Annotated in this window: 8 protein-coding genes; 6 read left to right on the forward strand and 2 right to left on the reverse strand. The window is 71.5% G+C overall.

All coding sequences use genetic code 11. The features are described 5' to 3' along the window. A partial coding sequence (locus tag BMY97_RS04500) for a non-ribosomal peptide synthetase (RefSeq protein ID WP_143086122.1) occupies window positions 1-9,135 on the forward strand: 9,135 nt, incomplete at its 5' end. 20 nt (window positions 9,136-9,155) lie between these two features. Continuing rightward, window positions 9,156-9,374 carry an MbtH family protein gene (locus tag BMY97_RS04505; RefSeq protein ID WP_091613008.1) on the forward strand — a complete coding sequence of 73 codons (219 nt, stop codon included), beginning with the start codon at window positions 9,156-9,158 and terminating at the stop codon, window positions 9,372-9,374. A 52-nt stretch (window positions 9,375-9,426) separates the two neighbouring features. On the opposite strand, the gene BMY97_RS04510 is transcribed toward BMY97_RS04505, so the two are convergent. Then, window positions 9,427-10,281, reverse strand: coding sequence for an alkaline phosphatase family protein (locus BMY97_RS04510; RefSeq protein ID WP_091613011.1), 855 nt, complete (start codon window positions 10,279-10,281; stop codon window positions 9,427-9,429). 344 nt (window positions 10,282-10,625) lie between these two features. On the opposite strand from BMY97_RS04510, the gene BMY97_RS04515 reads away from it, so the two are divergent. The 4 genes from BMY97_RS04515 to BMY97_RS04530 all read left to right on the forward strand — a co-directional run bounded on the left by BMY97_RS04515 (window position 10,626) and on the right by BMY97_RS04530 (window position 16,972). After that, window positions 10,626-11,564, forward strand: a complete 939-nt coding sequence (locus tag BMY97_RS04515; RefSeq protein ID WP_091613013.1) for an ABC transporter ATP-binding protein — start codon at window positions 10,626-10,628, stop codon at window positions 11,562-11,564. Then, window positions 11,561-12,916, forward strand: a complete 1,356-nt coding sequence (locus tag BMY97_RS04520; RefSeq protein WP_091613016.1) for an ABC transporter permease — start codon at window positions 11,561-11,563, stop codon at window positions 12,914-12,916. Before BMY97_RS04515 ends, BMY97_RS04520 begins: the two co-directional genes overlap by 4 nt. A gap of 5 nt (window positions 12,917-12,921) precedes the next feature. Next, the gene (locus tag BMY97_RS04525; protein WP_091613017.1) at window positions 12,922-15,639 is read left to right on the forward strand and encodes a bifunctional YncE family protein/alkaline phosphatase family protein; all 2,718 of its coding nucleotides are present in this window, start codon (window positions 12,922-12,924) and stop codon (window positions 15,637-15,639) included. Window positions 15,640-15,733: 94 nt separating this feature from the next. Then, window positions 15,734-16,972, forward strand: coding sequence for an APC family permease (locus tag BMY97_RS04530; protein ID WP_281246877.1), 1,239 nt, complete (start codon window positions 15,734-15,736; stop codon window positions 16,970-16,972). On the opposite strand, the gene BMY97_RS04535 is transcribed toward BMY97_RS04530, so the two are convergent. Continuing rightward, the gene (locus BMY97_RS04535) at window positions 16,944-18,158 is read right to left on the reverse strand and encodes a COG4705 family protein (RefSeq protein WP_091613020.1); all 1,215 of its coding nucleotides are present in this window, start codon (window positions 18,156-18,158) and stop codon (window positions 16,944-16,946) included. The two genes, BMY97_RS04530 and BMY97_RS04535, sit on opposite strands and share 29 nt — an antisense overlap. Between the last annotated feature and the right edge of the window lie 11 nt (window positions 18,159-18,169).

The following is an 18,169-nucleotide window of genomic DNA, read 5'->3' on the forward strand; positions in this document are numbered from 1 at the left end:
GTGGAGTTGAATGCGCGGGCGAATCGGCTGGCGCGGTGGCTCTGTGAGCGGGGTGCTGGTCCGGAGTCGGTGGTCGCGGTGTCGTTACCGCGTTCGGTCGAGTTGGTTGTGGCGTTGTATGCGATTCACAAGGCGGGTGCCGCGTATTTGCCGTTGGATCCGGACTATCCGGTGGCGCGTCGGGAGTTCATGCTGGCTGATGCGTCTCCGGTGGTGGTGCTGGACGCTGCGGTGGATGTGAGTGGGTATGACGGTTCGGATTTGGGTGTGCGGGTGTCGCCGGAGGCTGCGGCGTATGTGATTTATACGTCGGGTTCGACGGGGCGTCCGAAGGGGGTGGTGGTGCCGCATTCGGGGATTGTGAATCGTTTGTTGTGGATGCAGGGGGAGTATGGGTTGGCTGGTGATGATCGGGTTTTGCAGAAGACTCCGTCGAGTTTTGATGTGTCGGTGTGGGAGTTTTTCTGGCCGTTGATCACGGGTGCCACGCTTGTGGTGGCGAGGCCGGAGGGGCACAAGGATCCGGCGTATCTGGCTGAGCTGATTCGGACGGCGGGGGTGACGACCGTCCACTTCGTCCCGTCGATGTTGCGGCTCTTCCTGGAGGAGCCTGCCGCGGTGGGGTGCACCGGTCTGCGGCGGGTGATCTGCAGCGGTGAGGCCCTGCCGTCGGAGCTGGCGTCGCGCTTCCAGGACGTGCTTCCCGCTGGGCTGCACAACCTGTACGGGCCGACTGAGGCTTCGGTCGACGTCACGGCGTTCCGGGTCACCGGGCCGTTCGCCGGTGCGGGGGTTCCGATCGGGCGGCCGGTGTGGAATACGGGCGCTCAGGTGCTGGATGGGCGGCTGTGTCGGGTTCCGGTGGGAGTGGCGGGGGAGTTGTATTTGTCGGGTGTTCAGTTGGCGCGGGGTTATCTCGCGCGGCCCGGGCTCACTGCTGAGCGGTTTGTGGCGAACCCGTTTGGTGATGGTGGGCGGTTGTATCGCACGGGTGATCTGGCGCGGTGGACGGCGGGCGGGGTGCTGGAGTTCCTCGGCCGCGCCGACGACCAGGTCAAGGTGCGCGGGTTCCGGGTGGAGCTGGGTGAGATCGAGGCGGCACTGACCGAGTGTGACCCGGTCGGGACCGCTGCGGTGATCGCCCGGGAGGACCGGCTGATCGCGTACGTGACCGGTGCGGAGGTTGTCGTCGACGAGCTGCGGGCGCAGGTCGCGCGGCGGCTGCCCGAGCACATGGTGCCGGCGGCGGTCGTGGTGCTCGGCGAACTGCCCCTCACGCCGAGCGGCAAGCTGGACCGCGCGGCACTGCCGGACCCGGAGTTCACCGCCGGGGTCGGCCGCTCGGCCCGCGACGACCGTGAGCGGACCCTGATCGGGCTCTTCGCGGACCTGCTCGACGTGGCCGCCCCGTCGATCGACGACGACTTCTTCGCCCTCGGTGGCCACTCGCTGCTGGTGATGCGGCTCGTCTCGCGGATCCGGGCGGTGCTGGGTGCCGAGGTGAGCGTGCGCGACGTCTTCGAGGCGCCGACTGTCGCCCGGCTGGTCGAACGATTCGGCGCGCCTGCTTCACGGCCGGAGCTGGAATCGCGGGATCGGCCGGAGGTGCTGCCGCTCTCGGCCGCGCAACAGCGGCTGTGGTTCCTGCACCAGCTGGAAGGCCCGACCACGACGTACTCGATCCCGTACGCCTGGCGGCTGACCGGCCCGCTCGGCACCGGAGCGTTGCGTGCCGCCTTCGGCGATGTGGTCGAGCGGCACGAGGTGCTGCGGACGGTGTTCACCGCGCAGGGCGGTGTCCCGGCACAGCGGGTCCTGGACGAGGCCGTGGTGGATTTCGCGGTGGAACGCGCGGACGTCGCGGCGCGAATCCGGGCCGAAGTGGACATTCCGTTCCGGCTCGATGAGCCGCCGGTGCGCGTGCGCCTGTTCGAGGCGGGTTCCGAGGAGCACGTCCTGCTGGTGCTGCTGCACCACGTGGTCACCGACGAGTGGTCGGAAGGCCCGCTGCTGGCCGACCTGACCGTGGCCTATCGCGCCCGGCTGGCCGGTGAGGCTCCTAAGTGGACACCGATGCCCGTCCAGTACGCGGACTATGCCTTGTGGCATCGGGACTTGCTGTCCGATGTGGAGGAACGGCAGGCCGCCTTCTGGCGTGACCGCCTGGCCGGGCTGCCGGACGAACTGGCGCTGCCCGCGGACCGGCCACGGCCGGCGGAGGCGAGCCACCGAGGCGGCACCGTGACGTTCCCGGTGCCCGCCGGGCTCGCGGCCGACCTGCGGGCGCTCGCACGGCGGCACGACGTCAGCATGTTCATGCTCGCCCAGGCCGCGGTCGCCGTGCTGCTGCACCGGCTCGGCGCGGGCACGGACATCCCGCTCGGCGCACCGGTGTCCGGCCGGTCCGACGAGCGGCTGAACGACCTGGTCGGCTTCTTCGTGAACTCGCTGGTGCTGCGCACCGACCTGGCCGGCGACCCGGCGTTCGGCGAGCTGCTGCGCCGGGTGCGCACGGCCGACCTCGCCGCGTTCGACCACCAGGACCTGCCGTTCGACCGGGTCGTCGAGCTGGCCGACCCGGAACGGTCGCTGGCCCGGCACCCGTTGTTCCAGGTCATGGTCGTGTACCTGCCCGAGGCGGGCGGCACACCGGACCTGCCGGGACTCACCGCGACCCGCGAGGAACTGACGTCCGGCGCGGCGAAGTTCGACCTCGAGTTCGGCTTCCTGGAGCAGTCGGACGGCGGCATCGCCGGCGCGATCGAGTACAGCGCCGACCGGTTCGACCACACCACGGCCGAGGCGCTCGGCGGCCGGCTGGTGCGGCTGCTGGCCCAGGTCGCTGCCGACCCGGCCGTGCGGATCGGTGCGCTGGATGTGCTGGGTGAGGATGAGTCCGCGCGGTTGGTTTTGTGGAATGCGACGGCGCGTGGGGTGCCGTGGGTGAGTTTGCCGGAGTTGTTCGAGGGTCAGGTTTCGCGGACGCCGGATGCTGTGGCGGTGGTTTTCGAGGGGACCACTCTGTCCTATGTGGAGTTGAATGCGCGGGCGAATCGGCTGGCGCGGTGGCTCTGTGAGCGGGGTGCTGGTCCGGAGTCGGTGGTCGCGGTGTCGTTACCGCGTTCACTTGAGCTGGTTGTGGCGTTGTACGCGATTCACAAGGCGGGTGCCGCGTATCTGCCGTTGGATCCGGATTATCCGGTGGCGCGTCGGGAATTCATGCTCGCGGACGCGTCCCCGGCGGTGGTCCTGGACGCTCCGGTGGACGTGAGCGCCTATGACGACTCCGACCTGGGCGTTCGGGTCGACCCGCTGGCGCCGGCGTATGTGATTTACACGTCGGGTTCGACGGGCCACCCCAAGGGGGTGGTGGTGCCTCATGCGGGCATCGTGAACCGCCTGTTGTGGATGCAGGGGGAGTATGAGCTGGCCTGCGATGATCGGGTTTTGCAGAAGACTCCGTCGAGTTTTGATGTGTCGGTGTGGGAGTTCTTCTGGCCGTTGATCACGGGTGCCACGCTTGTGGTGGCGAAGCCGGAGGGGCACAAGGATCCGGCGTATCTGGCTGAGCTGATTCGGACGGCGGGGGTGACGACCGTCCACTTCGTCCCGTCGATGCTGGAGGTCTGGCTCGCCGAGCCGAAGGCGGCGAACTGCACCGGACTACGCCGAGTGCTGTGCAGCGGTGAGGCGCTGCCCGCCGACGTGGTGACCCGGTTCCACGAGCTGCTGCCCGCGGAACTGCACAACCTCTACGGCCCCACCGAGGCTTCCGTCGACGTCACAGCAGCACCGGCGCGGGTGGCGGCGTCCGGACGAGTTCCGATCGGGCGTCCGGTGTGGAATACGGGTGCTCAGGTGCTGGATGCCCAGCTGCGGGCGGTTCCGGTGGGAGTGGTGGGGGAGTTGTATTTGTCGGGTGTTCAGTTGGCGCGGGGTTATCTTGCGCGGCCGGGTTTGACGGCTGAGCGGTTTGTGGCGAGTCCGTTCGGTGACGGTGAACGGTTGTATCGCACGGGGGATCTGGCGCGGTGGACGGCGGACGGGGTGCTGGAGTTCCTCGGCCGCGCCGACGACCAGGTCAAGCTCCGGGGCTTCCGCGTCGAACTAGGGGAGATCGAGGCCGCGCTCGCCGCGCACCCGGCGGTCGCGCAGGCTCGGGTGACTGTCCACGATGGACGACAGCTGGTCGCGTACGTGGTGCCGGTCAGGGAGACCGTGGACGCCGGGGAACTGCTCGCTCACCTCGCCCGGACGCTGCCCGAGCACATGGTGCCCGCGGCGGTCGTCCCGCTGGAGCGCTTGCCGCTCGGCCCGAGCGGCAAGCTGGACCGCCGGGCGCTGCCCGCGCCGGAGTTCGAGGTCACCGACGACGCCCCGGCCACCGGTGACGAGGCCACCCTGGCGGAGCTGATGGCCGGCGTGCTCGGGCTGCCGAAGGTCGGCGTGCGCGACGACTTCTTCCGCCTCGGCGGGGACAGCATCGTCGCGATGCAGCTGGTGGCGCGCGCCCGCGAGGCCGGGCTGGTGCTCAGCCCGCGGGACGTGTTCCGGCACCGCACCGTCACCGGGCTCGCCGGGGCGGCGGGCACGCCGCTCGCCACGCCGGCGACCGGGGACGGCCGTCCGCTGCTGGAGCTGGACGAGGCCGAGCGCGCCGAGCTCGGTTCGGTCGCGGCCGAGGTCTGGCCGCTCACCCCGTTGCAGTCCGGCCTGCTGTTCCTGGCCACTGTGGACACCGAGGGACCGGACGTCTACACCGTCCAGTTCGGATTCGATCTCACTGGCCCGCTGAACGAGGCGCGGTTGCACGACGCCGTGCGGAAGCTGTTGGCGCGGCACCCGAACCTGCGCACCAGCTACCGCTACCTCGGCTCCGGCCGCCCGGTCGCGCTTGTCTCACGCTCGGCCGAGCCCGAATGGCGGGAGACGACCGGCGAGGCGCTGGAGGACGAGCTGGCCCGCGAGCGGCGCCGGTTCGACGTCGAGTCCGGGCCACTGCTGCGCTTCTTGCTGGTGCGGTTCGGCGAGGACCGGCACCGGCTGGTCGTCTCGCATCAGCACCTGCTGCTCGACGGCTGGTCCGTGCCGCAGCTCCTGGCGGAACTGTCGGCGCTGTATGCGGGACGTGCGCTGCCCGCCGCGCGGCCGTACCGGGATTACCTCGGCTGGCTGCGCGACCAGGACCGTGAGGCGGCGACGGCCGCGTGGCGGGCGGCGTTGGACGGTCTCGCCGAGCCGACCCGCCTCGCCCCGGCGGATCCCGATCGGGCACCGGCCCTGCCGTCGAAGGCCACGGCCGAGCTGTCCGCCGAGGCGACCGCCGCGCTCACCGCGTTCAGCCGCGAGCGTGGGCTGACGGTGAACACGCTGGTCCAGACCGCGTGGGGGCTGCTCCTCGCCGCGCAGACCGGGCGTACCGACGTGGTGTTCGGCGCGACTGTCGCCGGACGTCCGCCGGAGCTGCCCGGTGTGGAGCGGATGCTCGGGCTGTTCATCAACACCGTGCCGGTGCGGGTGCGGTTCGACCCGGCCGAGCCGCTCGGCGCGGTCTTGGATCGGGTGCAGGAGGAACAGTCCACGCTGCTGGCGCACCAGCACGTCGGGCTCGCCGAGATCCAGCGCGAGGCCGGGCTGGGCGAGCTGTTCGACACGCTGATGGTGTTCGAGAGCTACCCCGGCGCGGACGAGGAGCCGGACCCCGACGGCCTGCGCGCGGAGATCGTGGACCACCGTGACTCCACGCATTACCCGCTGACCTGGGCCATCGAGCCCGGGGAGCGGCTGCGGCTGACCGCCGAGTACCGGGCCGATCTGTTCACCGAGGACACCCCCGCCCGGCTGCTCGCCGGGATGGAGCTGCTGCTGGCCGCGATGGTGTCCGATGTGGACCGTCCGGCCGGGACGGTCGAGGTGCTGCCGGAACCGGACCGGCAGCGGATCCTGCGCGACTGGAACGACACGGCGCTCGAAATCGAACCGGATACCGTCGCCGGGCTGTTCGAGAAGCAAGTCCGCCGGTCACCGGACGCCGTGGCCGTCGTCGGCGGTGCGTCGTGGACGTACCGCGAGCTGAACGCACGCGCCAACCGGCTCGCCCGGGCGCTGGTGGAGCTGGACGCCGGCCCGGAGAGCCTGGTCGCGCTGGCGCTGCCGCGCTCGGCCGACCTGCTGCTGGCGATCCTGGCCGTGCACAAGGCCGGGGCCGCGTACCTGCCGCTGGACCCGGACTACCCGGCCGAGCGGCTGGCCGCGATGCTCGTCGACGCCCGGCCCGGGCTCCTGCTGACCGTGCCGGAGCTGAGGCCCGCGCTGCCCGAGGTCACCGACACCGTGCTGCTGCCGGACCTGCTGGCCGTCGGCCTGCCGGACACGGACCTCGGCCAGGACGACCGGCTCCGGCCGTTGCTGCCCGGCCACCCGGCGTACGTGATCTACACCTCCGGCTCCACCGGCACGCCGAAGGGCGTGGTGGTGACGCACGCGAGCGTGGTGAACCTCTTCCACAGCCACCGGGAGACGCTCTACCGGCCGGCCGTCGAACGCACCGGGCGCGCGCAACTCAACGTGGGGCACGCCTGGTCGTTCTCCTTCGACGCCTCCTGGCAGCCGCAGCTGTGGCTGCTCGACGGGCACGCCGTGCACGTCGTCGGCGACGAGGCGCGGCGGGACCCCGAGCTGCTGGCCGGGCAGATCCGCCGCGACGGGTTCGACTTCATCGAGGTCACGCCGTCGTTCTTCGCGCAGATGGCCGACGCCGGGCTGCTGGACGGTGAACGCTGCCCGCTCGCCGTCGTCGGGGTCGGAGGTGAGGCGGTGCCGGACGCGCTCTGGCGGCGGCTGGCCGCGCTGCCCGGCACCGAGGCGTTCAACCTGTACGGCCCGACCGAGTCCACTGTGGACGCGCTGGTGGCGCGGATCGGGGACAGCGAGCGCCCGCTCGTCGGCCGCCCGGTCGCGAACACCCGGGCGTACGTGCTGGACGGGGCGTTGCGCCCGGTCGCGACGGGCGTCACGGGCGAGCTGTACCTCGCGGGCGGCGGGCTGGCGCGGGGTTACCTCGGCCGGCCGGAGCTGACGGCGGAGCGGTTCGTCGCCGATCCGTCCGGCCCGCCCGGCGCCCGCATGTACCGCACGGGCGACCTCGCGCGGTGGACGGCCGACGGGCGGCTCGACTTCGGCGGCCGCGCCGACGACCAGGCGAAGATCCGCGGCTTCCGGGTGGAGCCCGCTGAGGTCGAGGCGGCGCTGGACCGGCACCCGGCCGTCGCGCGGAGCGTGGTCGTGGTGCGGGAAGACCGCGTCAAGCAGCTGGTGGCCTACGTGGTTCCTTCGTCCGAAGTGGATGCCGGGGAGCTGCGGCGGCACGCGGCCGGGACGTTGCCGGATTACCTTGTGCCCGCTGCGTTCGTGGTGCTGGAGGCGCTGCCGGTGCTGGCGAACGGGAAGCTCGACCGGGCCGCGCTGCCCGCGCCGGACTTCACGGAGCTGGCCGGCGGGCGGGCGCCGTCGACCGACCGGGAGCGCGCGTTGTGCACGATGTTCGGTGACGTGCTCGGGGTGCCGGGCCTGGGCGTCGACGACGACTTCTTCGCCCTCGGCGGCGACAGCATCGTCGCGATGCAGCTGGTCAGCCGCGCTCGCACCGCCGGGCTGCGGATCTCGCCGCGCGAGGTGTTTCGGCACCGCACGGTGGCCGGGCTCGCCGAGGTCGCTGCCGAGGTGGTCGCCCCGGCTGTCTCCGACGACGGCACGGGCACGGTCGGGCTGACGCCGATCATGCACGCGATGCGCGAGCTGGGCGGGCCGATCGCCGGGTACCACCAGGCGGCGCTGCTGCTGACGCCCGCGGGCATGACCGGGGACCAGCTGACGGCGGTGGTGCAGGCCGTCGCCGACCGTCACCCGATGCTGCGCGCGCGGCTGGACCGGTCCACGGCCCGGTGGGCGCTGCAGGTGCCGGGGCCGGTGGACGTCGGGGATTGGGTGTCTGCAGTGGACGTCCGGGGGGTGGCCGAGCTGGGGCCGGTCATCGCGGCCGAGGCGGTGGCCACCCGCGCGCGGCTCGACCCGGACGCCGGCGCGATGCTGCGGGCGACCTGGTTCGACGCGGGCGACGGCGCCGGCCGGCTGCTGGTGCTGATCCACCACCTGGTGATCGACGGCGTCTCGTGGCGGGTGCTGCTGCCGGACTTCGCGGCGGCGTGGGAGGCGGTCTCGGCGGGCCGGGTGGTCTCACTGCCCACTGTGGACACGTCGTTCCGGCGCTGGTCCGACGAGCTGGCGGCGCGGGCGACGTCGCCGGAGCGCGAGGCGGAGCTGGACCGGTGGCGCGCGGTGCTGGGCAGTGCCGTGCCGCTCCCGCTGGACCGTCCGCTCGACCCGGCCCGCGACGTCGAGTCCACTCTGGACGGCCTGGCGCTGACCCTGCCGGCGGAGCTGACCGGGCCGCTGCTGGGCCGCGTGCCCGCGGCGTTCCGGGCGACGGTGAACGACGTGCTGCTCACCGGCCTCGCGCTGGCGGTCGCCGACTGGCGCCGTCGGCGGGGCTCGGACGGTGCGGCGACCCTGGTCGACCTCGAGGGCCACGGCCGCGAGGACGAGCTGGCGGGCGGGACCGACCTGTCCCGGACCGTCGGCTGGTTCACCAGCGTGGTGCCGGTGCGCCTCGACCTCGGTGCCGTCGACGTGGCCGACGCGCTCGCGGGCGGCCCGGCGGCCGGGGCCGCGCTGGAGCGGGTGCGGGCGGAGCTGGACGCGCCGCCCGCAGGCGGGACCGGGTTCGGGCTGCTGCGGCACCTCAACCCGGTGACCGGGCCGGAGTTGGCGGCGCTGCCGCGGCCGGAGATCGAGTTCAACTACATGGGCCGGTTCGGCCACGCCGACTCGGCGGACTGGGCGTACGCGCCCGAGGCGGACGCGGCGGACCTCGGCGCCGACCCGGGCAAGCGCGTCTCGCACGCGCTGACCGTCAACGCGCTCACCGAGGACAAGCCGGAAGGGCCGGCACTGGCGGCCTACTGGTCGTGGCCCTCGGCCGTCGCCACGCCGGACGCGGTCCGCGATCTGGCCGAGACGTGGTTCCGCGCGCTGGAGGCACTGATCCGCCGCGCGGCCGTGCTGGACGAGAACTGAAGCAGGGAAAGGAAATGCAGATGACGAACCCGTTCGAGAACCCCGATGGCACCTACCTGGTGCTGGTGAACGACGAAGGCCAGCACAGCCTGTGGCCCGAGTTCGTCGCCGTCCCGGCGGGCTGGCGCACGGCCTTCGGGCCAGGCCCGCGTCAGGACTGCCTCGACCACGTCGAGCGGAACTGGACCGACCTGCGGCCGAAGTCGCTGATCGAGGCCATGGAATCCGAGCCGCGCTGAAGGGCGCCGGCCGCGCGCCCGGGTCAAGACCTGACCCGGGCGGGCGAGGGGGTCAGCCCCAGATGTCGGTGATCGGCGTCGCCGAGGCGCTCTGGCCCGCGTGAGAGAGGCCGTACGCGTCCTCGATGGTGCGAAGAACGTTGTAGTGGCTGATGTTTTCGCTGTAGTTGCCGGTGGTGACGCCGGCGCCGGTGATGATGGTCGGGATCTGGTTGTCCGGCCCGTTGTCGTCCTCGTCGAAGGTCAGCACGAAGACGCTGTTGTGCGTCTTGGCCCACTGGACGTAGCCGTCGAGGTTCTGCTTCAGCCAGCTGTCACCCTGGGCGACGGTGCCGTCGTGCATGTCGTTGTCGAGGTTCGGGACGACGAAGGACACCGCGGGCAGCTTCGTGTAGTCGGTCGGGAAGCTGTCGAAGGTGAGGTTGCTGGTGGCGGGCACGTCGGCGAAGTCGACCCACGGGTTGTGCTTGCGCGCGTACGGGCCCGAGGTGCAGCCGGTGTAGCCGTCGCTCGGCATGCTTTCCGAGTACCCGGCGAAGGTCAGGTTCGCCGCGAGTGTTTCGCCCCCGAGGTCGGCGGTCGTGAACGCCGTCTTGGGGCAGGTGTCGTTGGTGACGCCCTGTGCCGACCCGGAGAACAGGGCGAGGTAGTTGGGCTGGCTGGGGTGGGTGATCGCGTGGGAGTTCGTGAAGTTGGCGCCCTGCTGGGACAAGCCGGTGATGTACGGCGCGTCCGGGCTGCCGACGATTTCACCCTGGGCGTGGTTCTCGTCGATCAGGACGACGATGTGGTCCGGCCGGGGGACGGCGGCGTGGGTGGCCGCGCTGGCGGTGGCGGTCGTGAGCGCGGTGGCGGCGATCAGCACGAGGGCGCCGGACGCGGCGCGTTTCGCGGGTGACAAGGACATTCGGGCTCCTGTTCCGGTCGAGCACGGTAGTGGGATCGGTGAGCACGGTGAGATCGCGGTGGACCCCTCGGCGATCGGTCGGGATCGTGTCAGGACCGGCCGACAGAAAGTAGCGACTTTCGTCGAAGAACGGTTAAGCAAAAACAGAATTTGCCTTCGGCGGACCGGCGCCGGGCAAGCGATCGGTTAACGCAGGGCAAGGTCACGGTTTAACCCGGACATTCCGTCCGGAAGGCGGGTCTCGGCCAGGTTCCGTTCGGCTCCCGTTCACCGGGTGCGCCTGCAGAAGGACATGTACTATCCCTAGGTTTCTCACGCGCATCGCACAACCAGGGTGAGGAGCTATGGGCAGACCTGCCGCAGTCCGGGCTCAGGGGATCACCAAGTGCTTCGGCGACGTCGTCGCACTCGACGGAGTCGACCTCGACGTGGCGCCGGGGCAGATCCACGGGCTGGCCGGCCCGAACGGCGCCGGCAAGACCACGTTGCTCGGGTTGCTGCTGGGCCTGGCGCTGCCCGACGACGGCAGCCTGGAAATCCTCGGCACGCCGGTGAAGCGGGCGCTGGCCGCTCCCGACGGTGTCGCCGGTTTCGTCGACGGGCCGGGCCTCTACCCCTCGCTCACCGCCCGGCAGAACCTCGCCGCGCTGGCCGCTTTGCGCGGCGGCGCGCGGACGGCGGGGATCGACGACGTGCTCGGCGAGGTCGGGCTCACCGACGTCGCCGACGACCGGGTCCGCGGGTTCTCCCTCGGCATGCGCCAGCGCCTCGGGCTGGCGGCCGCGCTGCTCACCCGGCCCCGGCTGCTGGTGCTCGACGAGCCGGCCAACGGCCTCGACCCGGCCGGCAAGAAGCACGTGCACGGCGTCCTCACCCGGCTCGCGGACCAGGGCGCCACGGTGGTGCTTTCCAGCCACCGCATGGACGACCTCGAAGCGCTGTGCTCGGAGGTCACCATCGTGGCCACCGGACGCGTGGTCTTCACCGGCCCCCTGGCCAAGCTGTCGGCCGAAAGCGGTGAACTCGACTACCGGCTGCGCACCTCCGACCCGGAAGCCGCGCGTCGCCTGGCCGCCGGGGTGCCGCGGCTGCGGATCGCCGAGGACAGCGGGACCCGGCCGGACGCCGAGGTGCTGGTGGTGTGCGGGCCGGTGCCCGCCCTCGACGAACTGGTGGTGCGGCTGGTGCGCGAGGGCGTCGCCGTGCGCGAACTCGCTCCCGTGGTGTCGCCGCTCGAAGCCGCTTTCCTCGCCCTGACCGAGCAGCGGGAGACCAGCCGATGACCGCCACCCTCACCGGAGCCGACGCGCCCGCCCGGCCGGTTTCGGTAGCCCGCAGCTTCCGTTTCGAGCTGGTCAAACTGCTCGCGCAGTGGCGGATTCGGTTGCTGGTACTGGCTTGCTGGATCGCGCCGGCCCTGTTCGTCGCCGTGGTGAGCCAGCAGAGCGACCTGCCCGTCGACACCCTCTTCGGCCGCTGGATGAACGCCACGGGCTGGGCCGGGCCGTTGGTGATGCTCGGATTCGCCGGCACGTACGCGCTCCCGCTGCTGACCTCCGTGGTCGCCGGAGACGTGTTCGCCTCCGAGGACCGGCTCGGGACCTGGCGCCACCTGCTGGTGGCGGTCCGCTCGCCGCGGCGGATCTTCGCGGCGAAGGCGCTGGCCAGCCTGACGGTGATCCTGGTCCTGGTGGCCGGGATGGCCGTTTCCAGCGCGGCCGGGGGAATCGCGGCGGTCGGCAGCCGTCCGCTGGCCGGGCTCGACGGCCACCAGCTCACGCCGGGCGGCGCGGCCGGGACGGTCCTGCTCGCGTGGGTCTGCGTGCTCGCCCCGGCGCTGGCGCTGGCCGCGATCGGGCTGCTCGGGTCCGTCGCCTGGGGGCGTTCGCCGATGGGCCTGCTGCTGCCCGTGGTCGTCGCCATCGTGCTGCTGCTCGCGCAGATGCTGCCGCTGCCGGTCGCGGTCCGGCTCGCGCTGCCCAGCTACGCCTTCATCGCGTGGAACGGCCTGTTCACCAGCCCGGCCCAGCTCGGCCCGCTGCTGATCGGGATCGCGGTCAGCCTGGTCTGGGCCGTGGTCGCGACCACGCTGGCGTACCGGCTGTTCCTGCGGCGTGACTTCACCAGTTCCGGCTACGACGGCTCGGGGCGTCGCACGGTCGCCGTCGCCGGGCTGCCGCTCGTCGGGCTCGTCGCCGTCGCCGCGGCGGTCTTCGCCGTGGTGATCCCGGCGACCGGCTCGGGCATCGACCAGGCCAAGGTGCAGAGCTCGCTGGCCACGGCGTTCGGGCACCTCTATCGCCTCCAGACCGGGGAACTCCACCGCCCCGGCGTCACCGAGGAGCAGCTGGCGGCGACGGCGGCGTGCACCAAGGGCGGCGGCCTGATCGCCGCCGAAGGCCCCGGAAACGACTGGCGCTGCGTCGTTTCCTGGCATCTGCCCGGGGTCGAGGCCACCGGCTCGGCCATCTACCAGCTCGACATCACCTCGGACGGGCACTACGTCGCCGACGGCGACGGGCCGAAGGAAGTCAACGGCTACTTCCAGGTGCGCACCCCGGACGGCGACCAGCCCAACCCCCTCTGGCAGTTCGACGCGAACGTCGATCTTCTCTCCGCCACCCCGAAGGGATGAATCCCATGCAGGTAACGCGCCATCGACGGACCGGGAAGCGCCGGCAACGCGGCCGCCGGGTCCGGCTCACGATCACCGGCGCCGCCATTTTCGCCGTGGTCGCCGGCACCGGCGTCGCGTCCGCTTCGACGCAAGGGTTCGGGACCGACCAGGTCGGCCAGAACACCGACCGGGGCCTGGTCCTGTCCAGCGACCAGTACATCGCCCCGGTCGGCGATCGCCTCGTCGTGAACAACGGCAAGATCATGGCGTCGACGGTCAGCCCGGACGGCGGCCACCTCGCCGCGCTGACCACCGACGGCGGGATCGCGCTCACCATCGTGGACCTCAAGAGCTGGAAGGTGCAGCAGCTCGTGGGGAACTCCGCGACGGCGAACCTGCGCATCCCCGGGAACGACGTCGGCCAGGAAGGCCCTTCGTACTCGCCCGACGGCAAGACGCTGTGGATGGCCCAGACCGACGGCTACCGCCGGTTCACGGTCAACCCGGACGGCACCGTCGCGAACCCGTCCTTCGTGCCGATCCCGGCGGACGGGCCCAAGCACGGGCTCCCGGCCCAGGCGGTGTTCTCGCCCGACGGCAAGACCGTGTACGCCGCGGTGAACGGGCAGAACCGCGTGATCGCTATCAACGCGGGCACCGGGGACATCCAGCAGAGCTGGGCCGTCGGCAACGCCCCGCGCGACCTGGCGCTGGTCGGCTCCCGGCTCTACGTCGGCAATGAGGGCGGGCGCGCGCCCAGGCCCGGCGAGACCACGATCAACTCCTACAACACCCAGGTGCCCGCCGACCCGGTCACCGGCTCCACCACCACCGGCACGGTCAGCGTCATCGACCTGGCCAAGCCGGCGGCCGCGGTCGGCAGCATCGACGTCGGCCTGCACCCGACCGCGCTGTACGCCAAGAACGGGACGCTGTTCGTCGCGAACACCAACAGCAACAACGTGTCCGTGATCGACACCGGCCGCAACAAGGTGATCCAGACCATCGCGACCCAGCCGTGGCCGGAGGCGACGGTCGGGTACGAGCCGGACGGGATCACCCTCACCAACGACGGCCACCTGCTCGTGACCCTCGGGCGCGCCAACGCCCTCGCCGTCTACCGGTACTCCTCCCCGAAGGAGCCGGTCAGCTACGTCGGCCTGCTGCCGACGGACTACTTCCCGACGGCCGTCACCACGGTCGGGAAGGACGTGCTGATCTCCAACACCCGCGGCATCGACGCCCGCCGCCCGACCACCGCCGCCGGGCACGGCACCCACGACACCACGGCGAGCCTGCAGCGCTTCACCCTGCCGGACGACCGGGTGATCCGGGCCGACACGGCCAAGGTCTTCCAGCAGAACGGCTGGACCCCGGGGTCGGTCCAGGTGGCCAACGGCCAGGGCGGCAAGCGGCCGGTGCCGGTGCCCGCGCGGCTCGGCGACCCGTCGACGATCAAGCACGTCTTCCTGATCGTCAAGGAGAACCGGACTTACGACCAGCTCTTCGGCGACATCCCGGCCGGCGACGGCGACCCGGCGCTCGCGCAGTTCGGCGCGAACGTGACCCCGAACCAGCACGCGCTGACGAGTCAGTTCGGGTTGTACGACAACACCTACGACATCGGCACGAACTCCGCCGAGGGGCACAACTGGCTGATGCAGGCCGACAACCCGGAGTACACCGAGTCTTCGGCCGGCGAGTACCTGCGCAGCTACGACACCGAGGACGACGCGCTCGGCCACCAGAGCTCCGGGTTCCTCTGGAGCGGCGCCCAGGCCACCGGGAACACGGTGCGGGACTTCGGCGAGTTCAACCAGTTCGAGACGACCCCGGCCGGCTCGAACTGGCAGTCCTTCTACTGCGACAGCAAGAACATGGCGGCGACCGGGGAGCCCACCGCGCTGCCCACCGTCACCTCCTCGCCGATCCCGTCGCTGAACGACGTGACCGTGCACTCCTTCCCGAAGTTCGACACCGGCATCCCGGACGTGTACCGGTACCAGATCTGGAAGCAGGACTTCGAGAAGAACGGGCCGGCCAACCTGAACATGTTCTGGCTCTCCAGCGACCACACCGGCGGCCCGCCCAGCCCGGCCGCCCAGGTCGCCGACAACGACCTCGCGGTCGGCAAGATGGTCGACACCATCTCGCACAGCCCGTACTGGAAGGACTCCGCGATCTTCGTGGTGGAGGACGACTCCCAGGCCGGCCTCGACCACGTCGACGGCCACCGCGCCCCGATCCAGGTCATCAGCCCCTGGGCCCAGCACGGCACCGTCGACAACCACTACTACTCGCAGATCACGATGATCCGCACCATCGAGCAGATCCTCGGGGTCCAGCCGATGAACCAGAAGGACAGCGCGGCCACCCCGATGGCCGGGGCGTTCACGAAGAAGCCCGACTACACGCCGTTCAACGCGGTCCCGAACCGCACCTCGCTCACCGCCGGGCTGCCGACGCCGCCGGCCTGTGGTGCGGACACCACCGCGCCCGCACCGTCCACTGTGGTCCCGGCTAGCCAGCAGCCGGTCGCCGCGCAGTGGCAGGAGTGGACCAAGCACCAGCGCCTGACCGGGCCGAACGCCACGGCCGACTACGCCAATCCCACGCAGATGAACCACTTCACCTGGTACCAGATGCACGGGTGGACGCAGCCGTACCCCGGCGAGAACAAGATCTTCACGCCGGACCAGGTGCCCGGCGCCGCCATCCCGTCGGCCGAATCCGACGGCTGATCGAGCTCGTGAGTGTTCGGGACGGTGAGAACCGTCCCGAACACTCACGGGCCCTTGGGCACGGAGGGAGTCCCGGCTGAAGCGGCGTCTCGGGGTGCGCGACGCGGTGGTGATCGGGCTGGGCTCGATGATCGGCGCGGGAGTCTTCGCCGCGCTCGGCCCGGCAGCGGCCGCCGCCGGGAGCGGGCTGCCGCTCGGGCTGGCGCTCGCCGCGATCGTGGCCTACTGCAACGCGACCTCGTCGGCCCGGCTGGCGGCGCGTTACCCGTCTTCGGGCGGAACCTACGTCTACGGCCGCGAACGCCTCGGCGATTTCTGGGGTTTTCTCGCGGGCTGGGCCTTCGTCGTCGGGAAGACCGCGTCCTGCGCGGCCATGGCCCTCACCGCCGGCTTTTACCTGTGGCCGTCCGGCGCCCATGCGGTCGGCGCCGGGGCGGTGGTCGCGCTCACCGCGGTCAACTACTTCGGGATCCGGAAGTCCGCCTGGCTGACGCGCGTCATCGTCGCCGTGGTGCTGGCGGTGCTCGCCGCCGTGGTCGTCGCGTGCCTGACCTCGCCGGCTGCCGACGTCGCCCGGTTCGGCCCCGGCGACGGCGTCAGTGCGGGCGGTGTCCTGCAGGCCGCCGGGCTGTTGTTCTTCGCGTTCGCCGGGTATGCCCGCGTCGCCACTCTCGGCGAGGAGGTCCGTGACCCGGCGCGGACCATCCGCCGCGCGATCCCGCTCGCGCTGGGCATCACCCTGGTGGTTTACGCCGCGGTCGCCCTGGCGGTGCTGGCAGTCCTCGGACCCGACCGCCTCGGCGCGGCTGTCGATCCGCTCGCCGAAGCCGTCCGGGTGGCGGGTGCCGGTTGGCTTGCCCCGGTGGTCCGGGCCGGTGCCGCGATCGCCGCGCTGGGGTCCCTGCTGGCGTTGATCCTCGGTGTCTCCCGGACGACGCTCGCGATGGCGCGCGACCGGCACCTGCCCCCGGCGCTGGCCGCGATCCACCCCCGGTTCGAGGTGCCGCACCGCGCCGGACTCGCCGTCGGCGCCGTGGTCGTGGTGCTCACCGCGACGGCCGATGTCCGTGCTGCGATCGGGTTTTCCTCCTTCGGCGTGCTGGCCTACTACGCGATCGCGAACGCCTCGGCGTGGACCCTCACCCCGGCGGAGGCCCGGCCACCGAGGGTCGTGCCGGTGGCCGGGTTCGCCGGGTGCGTGGTGCTGGCGTTCGCGCTGCCGCTCGCCTCAGTGGTAGCCGGTGCCGCCGTCCTCGCGCTGGGCGCACTCCTTTTCGGGGTGCGCCGCACGCTGAGGGGACGGCTCAGCCGAGCGCGGTCAGCAGATCGGTGAGCGCGGGCTTCTCCTGCTTCGGGTCCGGGCTGGTCGCCCGCAGGCGTCGCAGGACCGTGTCGATCTTGCCGTCGACGGTGCTCCAGGCGGCCTCGTCTTTCGGCTTCAGGCGTGCTTCGGCGTTGTCCCAGCCGGTTTCGAGGTCGTCGACCCGGCTGGTCGCGCCGGACTGGTCCCCGGCGTTCAGCTTGCCCAGCGTGTCCTGGGTGATGGTGCGGAACTCCGAGAGGTCGCCCAGCGGGGAGACCTTCCCGGCAGCCGCGGGAGCGGCACCGGGCGGTGCGGCGACGGGCGTGGCGGAATCGGACTGGAGGGCGGACTTCCGGAGGGAGTACCCCGTTCCCGCGGCGACCAGGACCAGGACGAGGACCACGGCGGTCTGCCAGAGCCCGCCCCGGCCCGGTTCCGGCGAGTCGGCCGGGATGACGTCGGTCTTGGTCACCGACAGGTAGGTGACGACCGCGAGGATGCCGGCGACGAAGATCAGGCTCGTGACGGTCGTGCCCAGGCCCAGCCCGCCCTGGCCGGGGGACTGCGCGAGGTAGTCGCCGATCGACGCGCCGAGCGGGCGGGTCAGGATGTAGATGAACCAGAAGGCCGGCACCGGGTGCATCCCGAACCGCCAGGCGAGCGCGAGCACCGCGATCAGGCCCGCGACGATGCCGCCGGTCACCAGGTAGCCCAGCCCGAGCACCTCCGCCATGAGGTCGCCGGTCGCCGTGCCGAGGGCGAAGGTGAACAGCACCGCCAGCCAGTAGAACGCCTCCCGCCGCCGGGTGACGATGGAGTGGATGGACAGCGTCGCCTCGCTCGAGTACCAGGCCACGAAGGTGATGGCGAGCAGGACGGCGAAGACCAGCGTGCTCGTTTCGAGCGGGACGCCGAGGCTGTCGGTGAGGTTGTCGGTCACCAGCGTGCCGAAGACGCTGACCAGCGCCACCGTGAGCCAGTAGGTGGCCGGCACGTACCGCTTGGCCCGGAACTGGAGGACCAGCGCGACCACCAGCAGCGCGCCGGTGAGGACGGAAACGCCGGTGAGGCCGAAGTTCAGGTTCACGTTCAGGAAGTCGGCCGCGGATTCGCCGACCGTGGTGCACAGGACCTTGACGATCCAGAAGTAGAGGGTCACCTCCGGCACCTTGTTGAGGAGCCGGGTTTCCTGGGCGAGGGTGCGGTGCGAGGTCATGATCCCTTTCG

It is taken from the genome of Amycolatopsis saalfeldensis, from assembly GCF_900110575.1.
Taxonomy (GTDB): Bacteria; Actinomycetota; Actinomycetes; order Mycobacteriales; family Pseudonocardiaceae; genus Amycolatopsis; species Amycolatopsis saalfeldensis.